This is a genomic window from Psychrobacter sp. SHUES1 (genome assembly GCF_001652315.1).
Taxonomy (GTDB): Bacteria; Pseudomonadota; Gammaproteobacteria; order Pseudomonadales; family Moraxellaceae; genus Psychrobacter; species Psychrobacter faecalis.
The window spans coordinates 17,868-34,040 of the sequence record NZ_LXWA01000020.1 but is presented as its reverse complement, the minus strand read 5'-3'; the positions used below and the strand labels follow the sequence as shown (position 1 = coordinate 34,040).

The 16,173-nt window shown below is 44.1% G+C and carries 15 protein-coding genes; 10 read left to right on the top strand and 5 right to left on the bottom strand.

Annotated elements, in window-relative coordinates; genetic code table 11:
- Positions 1-68: 68 nt before the first annotated feature.
- The 4 genes from A7325_RS01420 to A7325_RS01405 all read left to right on the top strand — a co-directional run bounded on the left by A7325_RS01420 (position 69) and on the right by A7325_RS01405 (position 5,302).
- The gene (locus A7325_RS01420) at positions 69-632 is read left to right on the top strand and encodes a protein disulfide oxidoreductase (protein WP_068403998.1); all 564 of its coding nucleotides are present in this window, start codon (positions 69-71) and stop codon (positions 630-632) included.
- A gap of 420 nt (positions 633-1,052) precedes the next feature.
- Positions 1,053-3,911 (top strand): isoleucine--tRNA ligase, encoded by a 2,859-nt coding sequence (gene ileS / locus A7325_RS01415; protein ID WP_068403996.1) that lies wholly within the window; start codon positions 1,053-1,055, stop codon positions 3,909-3,911.
- Entirely contained in the window at positions 3,904-4,521 is a 618-nt protein-coding gene (gene lspA, locus A7325_RS01410) for a signal peptidase II (RefSeq protein ID WP_082894243.1), read from the top strand. Before ileS ends, lspA begins: the two co-directional genes overlap by 8 nt.
- A 169-nt stretch (positions 4,522-4,690) precedes the next feature.
- The gene (locus A7325_RS01405; RefSeq protein WP_082894242.1) at positions 4,691-5,302 is read left to right on the top strand and encodes an O-acetyl-ADP-ribose deacetylase; all 612 of its coding nucleotides are present in this window, start codon (positions 4,691-4,693) and stop codon (positions 5,300-5,302) included.
- A 13-nt stretch (positions 5,303-5,315) separates the two neighbouring features.
- Here the strand turns inward: A7325_RS01405 and A7325_RS01400 are convergent, their stop codons facing one another.
- Complete coding sequence (locus A7325_RS01400) at positions 5,316-5,993, bottom strand: DUF1294 domain-containing protein (RefSeq protein WP_068403995.1); 678 nt, start codon at positions 5,991-5,993, stop codon at positions 5,316-5,318.
- 131 nt (positions 5,994-6,124) lie between these two features.
- Complete coding sequence (locus A7325_RS01395) at positions 6,125-6,442, bottom strand: hypothetical protein (protein WP_068403993.1); 318 nt, start codon at positions 6,440-6,442, stop codon at positions 6,125-6,127.
- Between the two features lie 336 nt (positions 6,443-6,778).
- Here A7325_RS01395 and A7325_RS01390 point away from each other — a divergent pair, with 336 nt between their 5' ends.
- Entirely contained in the window at positions 6,779-7,276 is a 498-nt protein-coding gene (locus tag A7325_RS01390; protein WP_068403991.1) for an FKBP-type peptidyl-prolyl cis-trans isomerase, read from the top strand.
- 56 nt (positions 7,277-7,332) lie between these two features.
- The gene (locus A7325_RS01385; RefSeq protein WP_068403990.1) at positions 7,333-8,373 is read left to right on the top strand and encodes an aldo/keto reductase; all 1,041 of its coding nucleotides are present in this window, start codon (positions 7,333-7,335) and stop codon (positions 8,371-8,373) included.
- 185 nt (positions 8,374-8,558) lie between these two features.
- Here the strand turns inward: A7325_RS01385 and A7325_RS01380 are convergent, their stop codons facing one another.
- Positions 8,559-9,359 (bottom strand): lysophospholipid acyltransferase family protein, encoded by an 801-nt coding sequence (locus A7325_RS01380; protein ID WP_068403989.1) that lies wholly within the window; start codon positions 9,357-9,359, stop codon positions 8,559-8,561.
- 386 nt (positions 9,360-9,745) lie between these two features.
- On the opposite strand from A7325_RS01380, the gene hflX reads away from it, so the two are divergent.
- The 4 genes from hflX to A7325_RS01360 all read left to right on the top strand — a co-directional run bounded on the left by hflX (position 9,746) and on the right by A7325_RS01360 (position 14,033).
- The gene (gene hflX / locus A7325_RS01375) at positions 9,746-11,185 is read left to right on the top strand and encodes a ribosome rescue GTPase HflX (protein WP_068403987.1); all 1,440 of its coding nucleotides are present in this window, start codon (positions 9,746-9,748) and stop codon (positions 11,183-11,185) included.
- 430 nt (positions 11,186-11,615) lie between these two features.
- The gene (locus A7325_RS01370; protein ID WP_068403985.1) at positions 11,616-12,068 is read left to right on the top strand and encodes a CidA/LrgA family protein; all 453 of its coding nucleotides are present in this window, start codon (positions 11,616-11,618) and stop codon (positions 12,066-12,068) included.
- Positions 12,069-12,090: 22 nt separating this feature from the next.
- On the top strand, positions 12,091-12,780 hold the full coding sequence (locus A7325_RS01365) for an LrgB family protein (RefSeq protein ID WP_068403983.1): 690 nt from the start codon (positions 12,091-12,093) through the stop codon (positions 12,778-12,780).
- Positions 12,781-13,223: 443 nt separating this feature from the next.
- A complete protein-coding gene (locus tag A7325_RS01360; protein WP_068403981.1) occupies positions 13,224-14,033 on the top strand; it encodes a lytic transglycosylase domain-containing protein in 810 nt (269 codons plus the stop codon).
- A 93-nt stretch (positions 14,034-14,126) separates the two neighbouring features.
- On the opposite strand, the gene tsf is transcribed toward A7325_RS01360, so the two are convergent.
- Complete coding sequence (gene tsf, locus A7325_RS01355) at positions 14,127-15,008, bottom strand: translation elongation factor Ts (RefSeq protein ID WP_068403979.1); 882 nt, start codon at positions 15,006-15,008, stop codon at positions 14,127-14,129.
- A 244-nt stretch (positions 15,009-15,252) separates the two neighbouring features.
- Positions 15,253-16,062 (bottom strand): 30S ribosomal protein S2, encoded by an 810-nt coding sequence (rpsB, locus tag A7325_RS01350; RefSeq protein ID WP_068403976.1) that lies wholly within the window; start codon positions 16,060-16,062, stop codon positions 15,253-15,255.
- Positions 16,063-16,173 lie beyond the last annotated feature (111 nt).

Sequence of the window (16,173 nt, the reverse complement as noted above, 5' to 3'; positions counted from 1 at the left end):
ATAAGACGGCTGACCATTCAGCCGTTTATTTTTATCTATTAACATTTAAGCGCAAAAAAGCAGCCATTATGACCACTGATTCTAATCTCAATATTACAAAAACCCCTGAGACGCCAAAAAAAACGCCCAAGCAAAAGCTATTGTCTGTTGCTAAAAATTTGCTTATATATGGTTTGGCATTTACGATCATTTATATGGCGATTAACTGGTGGCGCCAACCGGTCATGCCAGCCAATCCGCAATTGCAACTAACCGACTATCAAGGGCAAAGCGTTGATTTGGCAGCGATGAGTCGGGATAAGCCAACGCTGGTATACTTTTGGGGAACGTGGTGTCCGGTTTGTCGGGTAACCTCGCCAACGATAGATAAGCTTGCGGCGGCGAATAATTATCCTGTGGTAACGATTGCGATTAAATCCGGTTCTGACCAAGAGTTGCATAGCTACCTTGCCGAACACAATTACCGCTTTACCACTATCAATGACCAAGAAGGTGAGATATTTGCTGATTGGCAAGGCCAAGTAACGCCGTCTTATGTGGTTTTGAAAGATGGCGAGATGACGCAAGGCTTGACCGGTATTCAGCCGCTTTGGTCGCTCAAATTGCGTTTGTGGTTATCAGAAGTTTTTTAACCCTTGGTCAATAGTATAAAATCTAATAAATGGTCAATTAAGGGGTCTAGACCTATGCTTTAATAGATGGCGCATTGCTGCTATAAGTCATTGCTTTTGGCTAAAAATAGGACGATACCGGCCAGCTCTTTTTACCCTACTCATTTTGTCATATAATAGCTGCCGTACTCCTATTCCCTTTTCTAAGTATTCTGCTAAAAATATTTTTTGTTGCAATCGTCTGATTAGTATTTATGATGGACGTGTCCATTTAAAATCAAGTGATAAGCAACCTATTTTGCGCCATGTTTTTTAAGCAAATTTTTTCAAGTAATAAGTAAAAGACTAGCATCGATTATCCAATATTTAACCCCATATATCTTTAATCTTACGCCTGAATTTAAACACAACCTTTAACCATCATCTTATAAGACACCTTCTATGACTGATAAAAGTACCGACACCCCAAGCCACGATTATAAAGACACCCTAAACCTTGCCGATACGCCATTTGCGATGCGTGCCAACCTTGCCAAACGTGAGCCAGACTGGCTGGCGGCTTGGGAAGCCGACGACGTGTACGGCAAAATTCGTCAGGCGCGGACGGGCGCAACCAAATATATTTTGCATGATGGTCCTCCATACGCCAACGGTCAGATTCACTTAGGTCATGCGGTCAATAAAGTGTTAAAAGACATTATCGTCAAGTCAAAAACCTTGTCAGGCTTTGATGCGCCTTACGTGCCAGGTTGGGACTGTCACGGTTTGCCTATCGAGCAAAAAGTCGAAGCTAAAGTCGGTAAGGTCGGTCAAAAAGTCTCAGCAACTGAATTTCGTGGCCTATGCCGCGAATATGCAAGTACCCAGATTGAGCTACAAAAGGCTGACTTTAAACGTCTGGGCGTGTTTGGTGATTGGGACAATCCTTATTTGACGATGAACTTCCATCAAGAAGCTAATATCGTACGTGCGCTTGCTAAAATTTATGACAACGGCCACGTCACCCGCGGCATGAAGCCAGTCAACTGGTGCTTGGATTGTAGCTCTGCGCTAGCAGAAGCTGAAGTGGAATACCAAGATAAAGTCTCTGATGCTATTTATGTGAGCTTTGACGTCTTAGATACCGACAAGGTTGCAGCATTAAGCGGCATTGAAGGTAACATCGCCGCAATTATCTGGACGACAACCCCTTGGACGTTACCAGCAAACCAAGCCATCTCGGTACACCCTGAGCATGACTATAGCGTGGTCGCAACTGCCAAAGGTAACTTCTTATTAGCCACTGACTTGGTTGAAAGTGCATTAAGCGAGTTTAAACTGACTAACGATGGTATCTTAGCTACCGTTTCAGGACGCGAGCTTGAAGGTCTGCGCGCCCAGCATCCATTGATTAGCGAGCGTCAAGTGCCGCTAATCCTAGGTGAGCACGTAACCACGGATAGCGGTACTGGCCTCGTCCATACCGCACCGGGGCATGGTCTTGACGATTATATCGTTGGCCTGAAATATAACTTGCCGGTTGAAAACCCAGTCAGTGGAACGGGCGTTTATCTAGACAGCGCGGCGGTATTTGCCGGTGAGCATATCTATAAAGCCAATCCGCAAATCATTGCAGCACTGCATGATAACGGCCATTTAATCAACCATACCAAAATCGAGCACAGCTATCCGCATTGCTGGCGTCATAAGTCGCCGATTATTTTCCGCGCCACCCCGCAGTGGTTTATCAGTATGGAAACCAAAGGTCTGCGTGAGCGTGCGCTTGCTGATATTCCTTCTGTCAATTGGACGCCAGCTTGGGGACAAAACCGCATTGAAGCGATGATGACCGGTCGCCCAGATTGGTGTATCTCACGCCAGCGTACGTGGGGCGTGCCGATTACCTTTTTTACTCATAAAGAAACCGGCGAGCTGCATCCTAATACGCTAGAGCTGATGGAAGTGGCCGCGCAAAAAATCGCTGCAGGCGGCGTTGAAGCTTGGTTCGATGCCAGCTGTGAAGACTTTTTAGGGGCGGAAGAGGCAGACTATGATAAAGCAACCGATACGCTAGACGTTTGGTTTGACTCAGGAACGACGCATTTTGCCGTCCTTGAGCAGCGCGATGAGCTGACCAATCCTGCCGATATGTATCTCGAAGGTTCGGATCAGCATCGCGGTTGGTTCCAGACCTCATTACTCACGTCTGAGGCGATGTACCAGCGTCCACCATTTAAACAAGTATTGACCCATGGTTTTGTCGTCGATGAAAACGGGCGCAAGATGAGTAAGTCACTTGGCAACATCATCACGCCGCAAGACGAGATCAATAAAACCGGTGCGGATATGCTACGTTTGTGGATTGCCTCGAGCGACTATCGTTATGAGATGAGCGCGGGTAAAACGGTATTTAAAGGCGCCATCGACATGTATCGCCGTATCCGTAATACCCTACGCTTCTTGCTGGCCAACACCGACGACTTTAATCCTGCGACCAACAGCGTTGATATCAATGAGCTGGTTAGCCTTGATAAATTTATTATTGAGCGTGCGCAAACGGTACAAGCGCAAATCATCAGTGCTTATGATGCGATGGACTTTCACCAAGTCACCCAGCATATCACCGCGTTTTGCTCGCAAGACTTGGGTAGCTTTTATCTCGATATTATCAAAGACCGTCAGTACACTACCCAAACTGATGGACAGCCGCGTCGCTCTGCGCAAACGGCGATTTATCATATCGCTCATGCCTTAATTCGCTGGATTACGCCGATTTTATCATTTACTGCGCAAGAAGCTTGGGAAGTATTGCAAGGTAAAAACGGCACTGACGCAGGCTACGTATTTACCGAAGCATGGTATGAGTTCCCAGCATTTGAGCTTAGCGCCATCAGTAGCGACGACTGGCAACGTATCATGCAAGCAAAAGATATGGTCAATAAACATATCGAAACCGCACGCGGTGAAAAAATCATCAATGCCAACTTGTCTGCGGGCGTTGATTTATATGCTGACGGTGCGATGTATGACAGCTTAGCCAAGCTTGGCGAAGAGCTGCGTTTTGTCCTGATTACCAGTAGCGCAACGTTAAAACCAATGAGCACCGCGCCTGCTGATAAAGCCAGCGCAAAAGCCGATAACAATGAAAATGAAGATGCATCGGGTGATTTAGTGGTTGACGTTAGCGCGGCGACGGGCACCAAATGCGTACGCTGCTGGCACATCCGTGATGATATCGGTACAGACGCGGCGCATCCTGAACTATGCGCACGCTGCGTGACCAACGTCGCAGGCGACGGCGAGGTGCGCCATTATGCCTAACTCACCTAAAAATAAGCAGCCGCAGGTTGAGGCCGATAACTCGCCTACGCCTGCGCATGCGACTACAGGTAGCTCAACCACGCCTAAAGGTCGTCTGAAGAAGACGCCAAAAATGGTCGCTAATGGCAGTCGCGCCTTTATATGGTACTTGCTGGCGCTTGCTGTGCTTATCGTTGACCAGTGGACGAAGTGGTTGGCTGAAACCAATCTCAATTTCCTTGAGCCTGTGCCCGTGATTGAGCCGTTTTTAAATTGGACGCTTGCTTATAACTATGGCGCGGCGTTTAGTTTTTTAGCAGACCAAGCAGGTTGGCAAAAATGGTTTTTTGCCGGACTGGCACTCGTAATGTCGCTATTTTTAATCGTCTATCTCGTCAAAGCACCGCGTAAAGCCAAGCTGTTATCGTTTGGTTTGGCTCTGGTGCTTGGTGGCGCTCTTGGCAACCTGATTGACCGCTTGCTCCATGGTCACGTGATTGATTTTATTCACGTGCATTACGCCGACGTTTGGCATTATCCAATCTTTAATATTGCCGATATTGGTATTTGTATTGGTGTGGCGCTGATTGTTATTGATATGCTGTTTTTAGAAAAGAAACGTGATGCTTAAATGATATAAATACAATGACTTTGCAAATAGGCTACCAAATCGGTAGCCTATTTTTTTGCGCCTTTTTTGAGAGATAGTATATTAAAGATTATTGATAACGTAAGCGATATAGTCGAGTGACGCTAAAAACGCTAAAGTATATTAAGTTCAATATAAAAAGGGTGCTGCCATGTCTAATAACCAAAGGTCTAATAATCAAATAAAACCTATTGCTCAAAAGCAAATTTCTGCTGCTAATGAAAATAATAAGCACACTGTTACTTTGTCAGTGCTGCAAGCCGATATCACCACCTTAAATGTTGATGCGATTGTCAATGCGGCCAATTCAAGCTTGCTTGGTGGCGGCGGTGTCGATGGTGCAATTCATCGGGCAGCGGGACGTGAATTATTGGCGTATTGTCGTACTTTGAATGGTTGCCAGACAGGTGATGCTAAAATCAGTCCAGCGTTTAAGCTACCTTGCCAGTATGTGATTCATACGGTCGGCCCTGTTTGGCATGGTGGCAATCGTCACGAGCCAGAGCTACTCACCAGCTGTTATCGAAACTCGCTGGACTTAGCAGTTCAAAATAATCTAAGCAGCATTGCTTTTCCATCTATCAGTACCGGCGTGTATGGCTATCCAATCGAAAAAGCAGCGCAAATTGCTATGGGTACGGTAAAAGATTATCTACAAAATAGTTTAGGCGAAATGTCTGAGCTTTCAATTCGTGAAGTCATTTTTTGCTGTTTTTCAGCCAGCGATGCAGCGATTTATAAGCAAATGTTAGAGCAGTCTTAAAAGTAAAACATGCTTAGAACAATGCTTTTAATCCCGTTAAGTCGCCACCGTTTACCATAATAAATAACAACCCTGCCAAATTAATAATGACGGTCAAATAATAAACGATACGAAATTCCGGCTTTTGTGACTTATGACGTAAATAGGTTTGAGCGACCAGCGCACCGACCCAACCGCCAAGCGTACTCAACAGATGCAGCGTTGACTCAGGCGTACGCCAGTCGCCATTTTGGGCAGCGGCTTTGTCTTTGGCATACATGCCATAGGTAATGACGCCTAATATCACGTACCAAGCAACCACTAGCCAGCTTAGCTTATTCATGACCGCCAATAAAATTAAAACCCCATAAAATCCAACACCAAGGAACAAGCGTTTCTTTTGCCCTGTTTCAAATTCTGCTTGGGCGCTGCGTTTGTGATTACGCTGCCGGATTTGGTTGTTCTTTTGCGCCATTTTTTGTTGTACAAAGCTGAGTTCTTGTACATCCTTTGCTTGCAGGCGTCCCTGATTGTCTTGCCCTACTGTAAAAACCACTTGCTCGCCAATTTCGGGACGGCGCGGGGCTTTAAACGCGCTAACATGAAAAAACACCGACTCGCCCGCCGCAGTTTCGATAAAACCAAAACCTTTATCGTCTTGCCATTTTTTGATATGACCTTGTTTTCTTATATTTATCTGCTTAGTTTTCATAACTGTATACTTTTTGATTTTAATGATTATTAACGACCATTATATAACCTTCCCGCGCTCATAAAAAAAGCTAAGAGCATTACTCTTAGCTTTTTATTGACCATAAAATATCCTAACAAGACATTAAGGTATTAACGGCATTTTTTCTGTTCATACAAGTTAGTCAAATTGTTGCGGCGCTCTTTTGCAGCATTGATAGCTTCTTCAGTATTAGAATAGGTACCAATTAAGGCTGGCCAAAATAAAATTGCTGCTGCTACGTTCTTACCAGTCGCTTTACGCTCAGCGCGTGCCTTTTGTTCAAAGTCATCAGCTTCTGCTATTTCATTAAGAATTTGCTGACAAGACAAATTAACGTCACTTACTTTTTTAGTTTGTACAACATGTGGAGTTGCACACCCTTGAGCCAATAACGCGAACATTCCAATTACCAAAATAGCTTTTTTCATAATCATCTCAGAAGTTATTTAAATTACAATTATTAATATATATTTACGTTCCTTATATTAACTTTACATTTATATACAATATGAAAAATAATGTCAACTTAATTTCATCAATTAATCATCCCATATGGCAATCAATCTTATATCAGTTTATTAAACTCCTGTATTTATTACTTTTGATGAGATGCATTTAACGATTAATGATGTATCTCCATTATGGAAGTATTGATAAAATAATTCATGTCATACAGGCGACATGAACATGTACAGCAGACGGTTATGCTAAACTCTCTTTTATAATTAATCTTCTAAACCTTACTCTATAAAAGACACTTTGCTATGACCGACTCCCAATTTATCACCCCTAATGAAGACATTCGCATCACCCACGGCAGCCTTGTGAAGCTGCATTTTGAAGTATCGCTCGAAAACGGTACGGTGATTGATTCAACCTTTAACCGCGACGAGCCAGTGACGCTGACCGTTGGCGATGAGAGCTTTTTACCGGGTTTTGAGCAAGTGCTGATGAACCTACGTGCTGGCGATACGCGCACCGCCCACCTTGAGCCTGAGCAAGCGTTTGGCGAGTGGAACCCTGATAACATTCAGCATTTTAGCCGCACCCAATTTGCCTTAGTCGCTGACAATCCTGAAATCGGAATGTTGGTCGAGTTTGAAGATAAAGGCAAAAACACCCTGCCCGGTACCATTAGCGCCATCGATGACGACGAAGTTGAAGTCGACTTTAACCATCCACTTGCTGGTCAATCGGTACTGTTTAAAGTAAAAATATTCCAAGTCACCCCGCCGGGCGTCACAGGTATCAAGATTATGTAGTATGAAAAACGGCTTGAACATAAAACCTTATTGAGAATAAAAACAGGGATAAACAGATGCAATATCAAACACTGCCGCAACTGAATGAAAAAGTCTCAAAAATCTGCTTAGGAACGATGACATGGGGGCAGCAGAATAGCGAAAGCGACGCGCATGCCCAGATGGACATGGCCCTTAGTGCAGGCGTGAATTTTTGGGATACCGCCGAAATGTATCCGTCGCCGCCTGATAAAGACAAGCAAGGCGATACCGAACGCTTTATGGGCACGTGGTTTAATAAAACCAAACAGCGCGACAAGGTCATTCTTGCTAGCAAAATCTCACCGATGGATTTTTTACGCGATGGTCAGACGCGCTTTAATGCGGCGCATATTAGTAGCGCCATCGATAGCAATCTTGAGCGTTTGCAAACCGATTATATTGATATTTATCAGTTGCATTGGCCTGAACGGCAAGCGAACTTTTTTAGCCAGCGCGGTTATAGTGAAGAGATGGCAGCGCAGTCGCTGGATGATTTGACGCCTTTTTTAGAGACCATCCAAGCACTAAATGACGAGATCAAGAAAGGTCGTATTCGTGCTTATGGCTTATCGAACGATACCGCCTGGGGGCTGATGCGTTATCTGTGGGAAGCGGACAAAAATGGTTTAATCGCGCCTATCACGGTGCAAAATCCTTATAGTTTGCTCAATCGTCTATATGAAGTTGGCATGGCAGAGATTGCCCATCGTGAAAATGTTGGTTTACTTGCTTACTCGCCGCTCGGCTTTGGGGTTTTATCTGGCAAATACCTTGATGGTAAACGTCCTGCAGGCGCGCGTCTGACGATGTATGACCGCTTTGCTCGCTATACCAATGACGAAGCAAAAGCCGCCACCGCTCAATACGCCAAAATCGCTGCCGAAGCCGGTTTGGATATGGCGCAAATGGCATTGGCCTTTGTCAATTCGCGCTCGTTTGTCACTAGTAATATCGTTGGCGCAACCACCACTGAGCAGCTGCAATCAAATATCGATAGTATCAATGTCACCTTAAGCGCAGATGTGCTAAAAGCGATTGAGGCGGTACATACCCAGCACCCTAATCCGTCGCCATAACATTACGTGGTCATAGATTGATATTGTTTAGCTTTTAATAAGCTGACGTTCAAGTATTTGCATAGCAAAGAAAAAGGCACCAATCATTAGTATTTATGACTAAGATTGGCGCCTTTTTTATGACTACTTTTCTGCTACTAATTTTTCTATTAAAGCGGTTATCTTTCAAGCAGTTTTGTACTTGCTTAAGGTTTGCCAGCTTTCGTTAAAACCCGCGAATGCAGTTCAGCCAAGCCTTCTTGCATATGCGCTTGTAACAAATCGGTTAGCTGACTTTTGCTCAACCCTTTAGGATCTATCGGCTCAAGCGGTAAGACAAAAGCCGTCACGTCTTTACTATCGAGCACCTTTTTTAGGCTATCTTTCATCGTCATTTTGCCATAATAAGGCAGCGCCTCACTTAACGTGCCATCTTTATTGACATATGCAATCACTAGCGGGCGTACTGGGACGTCAGCATCTATCGCCGCTTGCAGCAAAGTGCCGTGGATACGTTTGATTTTTTTACCATCGGTGGTGGTCGCTTCTGGGAAAAAGATAACCGAAAAACCTTTGGTTAAAAAATTGGCAATTTGGGTGGCAACCGTGCCCGCATCACCGGAACCACGCTCGATAAATACCGTCCCTGCGGCATGCGCAAGCTTACCAAAGATTGGCCAATCGCCAATTTCTGCCTTTGATAAGAAAAAAGCAGGGCTTAGCGTCCCCACTACCGGAATATCCATCCACGATACATGGTTAGCCACCCATAAACCGTGATGCTGCTCTACGCGCTCGACTGCCACCACCTGCACGCCAAACGAGCCTGCCATTTTACGGCAAAACGCTTGAATATAGCGCGGTAGCTTTTCGCGCGGTGGCTGTTTAAAGGCACCGATACGCTGGGCGGCGCGCAATCCACCAGCGATGGTGGTGGTCATGCCAGCGATTTGTTTGCCGCGACCTAATTGCTGTTTGAGTGAAAAGCCTGACTTAGATTGGCTCATCTGTATCCCTCGTGATTAAAAACTTATGGGTTAAAAATGCTTTATTACATCTTAGTGTTAAAAAAGCTTAATGCTTAAAAGAGTGCTGCCTAAAAAACGTATGATTATATCTCGTAAACAAGGGCAATGAGTATAACAAAATTTATTTACTCAGTGATGACTTGTACACTGAATTATGAGTGGCTTTTGTTAATAGTCTCAGCTTAAAATTTTTATAGATAAAAATATCTCCCTATAAACGCTGTAACATAAAGACGTAGCTAATTGTGTACATACGCTTTAATATCAAATGATAAGACCACATATAGAGGGTCATATGAACGCTATATCGATACTCATTGAAGCGGTCATAGCGATTTATCTACTTTAATAATAGGTGATACTCTTTGGAATATTTTGAAAGACATGAAGGTGGCGAGCGCGCCATTATCGTCCATTTAGACATCCGCCAAATTCAAGATCCCGATGATCTAAATGAATTTGAGCTACTTGCAGATTCGGCAGGCGCTGATCGCTTGGCACTGGTTACAGGCTCGCGTGCGCGTCCTGATGCCAAGTATTTCGTTGGTAGCGGTAAAGCACAAGAAATAGCCGAATTGGTGCGCGAATACGACGCTGATATTGTGCTTTTCAATCATAATTTATCGCCATCGCAAGAGCGTAATATCGAAGCTTTGGTACAATGCCGCGTGCTTGACCGCACCGGCTTAATTTTGGATATTTTTGCCCAGCGCGCCCGTACTTACGAAGGTAAGCTACAGGTTGAGCTTGCGCAGTTAAACCACCTATCAACGCGATTGGTGCGTGGTTGGACGCATTTGGAGCGCCAAAAAGGGGGTATTGGTCTACGTGGACCCGGTGAAACTCAGCTAGAAACGGATCGCCGCTTATTACAAGTGCGTGTCAATCAGTTGAAAAATAAACTGGAAAAAGTACGCCAAACCCGTGCCCAAGGTCGAGCGCGTCGGCAAAAATCAGACGTCCCGACCATCTCGCTCGTCGGTTATACTAACGCTGGTAAATCTACCCTATTTAATCGCTTGGTCGATGAAAATATTTATGCCGCCGACCAATTATTTGCCACCCTTGACCCGACCTTGCGCCGTCTTGACTGGCAAGGAGTTGGCCGCGTGGTTTTGGTCGATACCGTGGGATTTGTCCGTCATTTGCCACATGAGTTGGTCGAGTCGTTTCATGCAACCTTAGAAGAGACGCTAGAAGCCGACTTACTACTACATGTCATTGATTCATCGAGCGAAGACATGCACGAGCAAATTCAAGCGGTAAAAAACGTCCTTGCTGAGATTGACAACGATGTGCCCGTGCTGAATGTTTATAATAAAATCGACTTAACCGATGAGCCGGCGCACATTGGCTATGCAAAAGAAGGTCAGCCAAATCGGGTATATGTTTCTTCGCGCCAAAACCTAGGCATGGAAGAGTTGTCGCTTGCTGTACAGCAATTATTGACGGGCAACTTAACTACCTTTGATTTGACCCTACCGTATAACGCCGGTCAATTTAAAAACACCTTGTATGAGCTTGGCGTGATTTTGGAAGAAAGCTATGACGATAACGGTCATGAGCGCCTAACCATTCGCTTGCCAAGCGATAGGCTCAAACAGCTATTGGGACAAGCCAATCTAAAGCCGTTAGATGTATTGCCGTTAGCGCAAGCAACATTGCTAATGCCGATACTTGAAGAGTTTGAGCAAAAAGATGAGAGTATTGATGCAGCTGCCTCTTTAACGGCAGAGGAAGAAGATGCTTTTGCTGAATTTGAAGCGTTAAACTCTGCTACAGAAGCATCTGATTCGCAAAGTTAAATAACGTCGTCAAAAGTTATTTAATCGGAATGAAGTTAAAAAGGACGCTATCAAATGATGGCATCCTTTTTTATATTTTTGGCATATAAGGGGTAATCGACATTTATTATATAGTCAAAATATCCTAAAAACGCGACGGTATTGCTGATATTAATTTTCTGTAGCCTCTGTCTGCGCAGCCACAGCAAGCAAGAAAAATTGATATCAGCAGTGCGTGATTTATTGATATGACTTTTCACTCACTATACGAGACATTTAACAACAGCTTAATAGCAGCAATTAGCGCTTAGGCTTTATTAGTATGGCTACTGCCTATATAATCAGCTTTTGCTAAAATGCTTTTATTGACATGCTTTTGTTAACACATTGGCATTAAACTCTCTTTTTTAGCATATTTCCCTTTTTATACCCGACTTGGCTAGGATTGCTTATGAGCTCTACCTCTACTTCTAACACGCCTTTGTGGATGGCGCTAATATTGACGCTGATTATGGTCGTGGTGGTTCGTGAGTTAGCAGTCGTTGTCTGCCAATGGGCGGGCATTGAAAAAGCAGCCAATATCGTCGGCCTGTTAACGATGTTTATTATTTTAATTGTTTGGCGAGTGATAAAAGGTTTACCGCATTGGTTAACCCAAGCAAGCAACACCTTACTGGTCGATAGTGGTTTTGCTTTTTTGCCCGTTTCTGCCGGTGCAGGTTTGCTGCTATTTGCGTTAGGTGATGAGTTTTGGGGCGTGATGCTGACTATGATTATCAGTACGCTTATCCCGCTTTGGGGATTGGCTATCCTTGCCAATCGCTCGCTTAATAATAGCGACAATACAGATGGCAGTCATGATGACAATATGAATATGACCAACAAGCACAAGGGACAGCATTAAGCTCTGTTAATAAGGCAACGTTATGAGTTTTGATAGTGTGTTTAGCGCAACCCTTGCTGCGATAGCATTAACCTTGGCCGCCCACGTTATTGCCCGTGTCCTTGCGCGCAAGCTGTCATGGTTGCCGATGGTTATCACCGCTTTGGTCTTAGTACTGCTGTTTTTGTTTATTTTACAATGGGATTACAATCATTATTACAGCGTGGCAAAACCGGTATTTGATCATTTATTAGGCTATGTGACAGTATTATTGGCCGTGCCATTGGCGGCGATGAACTTTAAAGGTTTACCAGTTAAAAAGCTAACCATGATTGTGGCACTGGCGAGCGTGGTTGGCGCCTTGCTCCCCATGTCATTGGCCTATTTATTTTCGCTTAGCCACGAGACCATTTTGGCATTTGCTACCCGCTCAGTGACCACACCAATTGGTCTGAGCGTCGCCGATTTGATTAAAGCACCGCTGGCATTAGCAAACTTAATAATTATCGTTTCAGGTCTAATCGGTGGAACCTTAGCGCGCTTTTTATTTCGCGGTATTGATGACGACCGCGCCAAAGGCCTCGCGCTAGGATTGGCAGCACATGCATTTGGCACCGTAGAAGCATGGCAAATCAGCCATACTGCCGGACGCTATGCCGCCTTTGGCTTAGCGGTCAATGGCTTAGTCACCGCTGTTTGGGTACCTATTTTTATCAGTGCCTTATCGGTTTAAAATGTTTTACCTTCTGTTCAAAACTCTTAAAGCCCATCCTACTTGCTGGGCTTTTTTCGCCTACATTAATTATATTTGCTAGCATTTTTAACGTTATCTATTAATCATTTTTATGACAAAAACAAAGTCTTAAACCTTGCTGCTATAAACTGCTTAACTACCCTCGCTTTATTACTATCTTGATTTTATTCAGCTTTTTTACAAAATAAATGGATTTTTGACGTCGCGTGCACACATTCAGATGTGGCAAAAACTTATTTTGTGTTATAGTAAGCAACTATTATTTTTTGTATCTATTGCAAGTGGTTTTGTTAGACGTGAATTCGTAGATAGCCTATTTGAGCGCTATAAGATCCTACAGACGCGATAACCGCTTTGATGCGCAACCTTACGCGCTTATAGGCAAAGCAATTTGCTCTTACTTAATAAAAAGTGATAAACCTATGATAACTATTGCCCCTTTACTGACGCGCTGCTTGTCACCCCTTTTACTCTCTGCCATTGCTTTATCTAGCTTGCCTATCGCCGCTCAAGCGGGAAACATGTATATTTATAAAGACAAGGGCGGACAAGTTCTGCTTACCAACGTCAATCCTAGCGGTAATTTTGATAAATTTAATAAAAAAGTAAAAACCACCTACTATAAAGACTCAAGCGCCTACAATGCGGGCAGCAGCTATAGCAATGATTACGGTAGCAGCACGGCGAGTAGTAGCGGCAGCCGTAACTCTTATGACAGTTATATCCGCGCCTCGGCTGCCCGTCATGGTATCGATCCTGGCCTTATGAAAGCCATGATGCATACGGAATCGGCGTTTAATCCCAATGCACGCTCACCTGTTGGCGCGCAAGGCTTGATGCAGCTGATGCCGGCAACGGCGCGCCGCTTTAATGTCAGTAATCCGTGGAATCCTGCTGATAATATCGAAGGCTCAGCGAAATATATCGCTTGGCTGATGAAACGTTTTAATAATAACGTTGAGTTTGCGGTGGCAGGTTATAATGCTGGTGAAGGGAACGTCGATAAATACAATGGCATACCCCCGTTTAAAGAAACGCGCAACTATGTCAAAAGCGTCATGAGCCGCTATCATAGCTTATATAAGAACGACTCAGCGCTAGCGGGTAATACCATGAATGCCAATAACGCTACGGGCACTACCAATGGCGGCGTGCAAAACGTCAGTTACGGTACCAGTAGTAATAGCAACAGCGCCAGCTATGCCAATTCCGCTTATTTAGCACTACGTTAATATTAACCTTTAAAATGCACAGACACAAAAAAGCCCGTTAGATGAATAACGGGCTTTTTGATATCTATACGATGTGCTTTTATGATGTAAAGCTTACTTGTTCGCCGCTTGCGTGGCAGCAACTTCAGCAGCAAAGTCTTCTTGCTTCTTCTCGATGCCTTCACCAACTTCTAAACGTTTGAAACCAAGGACTTTTACGCCTTCAGATTTTAATACGTCACCAACTTTTTTCTCATTGTCCATAACGTATGGTTGACGTAGTAAGGTTACTTCGTCTAGGTATTTGCGCAAACCACCTTCGATCATTTTTTCAACGATATTGTCAGGCTTGCCAGATTCTTTCGCTTTGGCTTCGATGATGTCTTTTTCGCGTGCTAGTACATCAGCATCTACGCTTTCGTCATCTACTGCAACTGGGTTGAAAGCTGCAATGTGCATGGCAAGGTTTTTACCAGTTTCTTCGCTGCCGCCTTCATAAGATACGACCACACCGATACGTAGGCCGTGACGGTATGCAGCAATGTTTGCGCCTTCTAGGACTTCAACGCGGCGAATTTGAATGTTTTCACCGATTTTTTGTACCAAAGATACACGCGCTTCTTCAACGGTTTGCTCATCGCTATAAGACAATTCAGAGATAGCAGCAACGTCAGTGACATTGTTTTCTAGGGCAAGATTGGCCACTTTTTCTGCAAATGCAGTGAAATTTTCATCTTTTGCAACGAAGTCAGTTTGGCAGTTTACTTCTAGCAAGAATGCTTTGTTGTCACCTTGAGCGATGATGATAGCACCGTCAGCTGCGATGTTACCTGCTTTTTTAGCCGCTTTCGCTTGACCAGATTTACGTAGGTTATCAATGGCAACTTCGACATCGCCGTTTGCTTCTTCTAACGCTTTTTTACATTCCATCATGCCAAGACCAGTACGGTCACGCAATTCTTTTACCATTTTGGCAGATATTTTTACTTCTGACATAAGAGTTACCTTTTATGATGTAGGTGAGTATTGTTATGTAAGGGAGTGCACGATATCTAAACGCGCTGACATTCTGGCAATAAGTCAGTGATGCTCGACGCGTTAATAATAAGGCATGACGAGTAAAACTACATCATGCCTATTATAGATTTCCATAAACTTTATGTGATTAATAACCTTATATGACTGCTAATAGCTAAACTATCAAGGCATCCTTACAAAGTTAAACCTTATCGCTTAGCCATTACTCTGCTGGAGTCGCTGCTTCTTCAGTTTTCGCATCAGCTGCAGCTTCAGTAGCAGGAGCTTGCTCAGCGTCTTGTGCTTGGTCAGCTTTACCGCCTGCTTGAGTTTGCGCATATTCTTTACCAGCGATAATCGCATCAGCAATAGAAGTTACATACAAAGTCACAGCACGGATAGCATCATCGTTAGCTGGAATGATGTAATCAACGTTATCTGGGTTTGAGTTGGTATCAACGATACCGATAACTGGGATACCTAGATTTTTAGCTTCTTTGATAGCGATTGCTTCATGGTCAACGTCGACGACGAAGATTGCGTCAGGTAGGCCGCCCATGTCTTTGATACCGCCCAATGAACGCTCAAGTTTTTCCATATCACGAGTACGCTCTAATGCTTCACGCTTAGTCAGCTTAGCAAAAGTACCGTCTTCAGACTGTTTTTCAAGCTCTTTTAGGCGATTGATTGACTGACGTAGGGTTTTCCAGTTAGTCAACATACCACCTAACCAGCGATGGTCAACGTATGGCATGCCAGCACGTTGTGCTTGCTCGCGGATAACGCCGCTTGCTGCGCGTTTAGTACCGACGAATAATACTTTGTTTTTCTTAGCAGCTAGGCCGTTTACGTAAGTCAATGCTTCGTTAAACGCTTTTACGGTGTGCTCTAAGTTGATAATGTGAATCTTGTTACGGGCGCCAAAGATGTATGGACCCATTTTTGGATTCCAAAAACGTGTTTGGTGACCAAAGTGAGCGCCGGCTTGTAATAAGTCGCGCATTTCGATTTTGGTTGGATTGTTTGAAGCCATGTGAAATTCCTATTGGTTGGGTTATGCCTCCACATCACAAAAACTGCCTATCTAGCGACACGCATTTGCTAACGGTTAATGTTTAACGTTTATTGAAACGGCACTAACTTT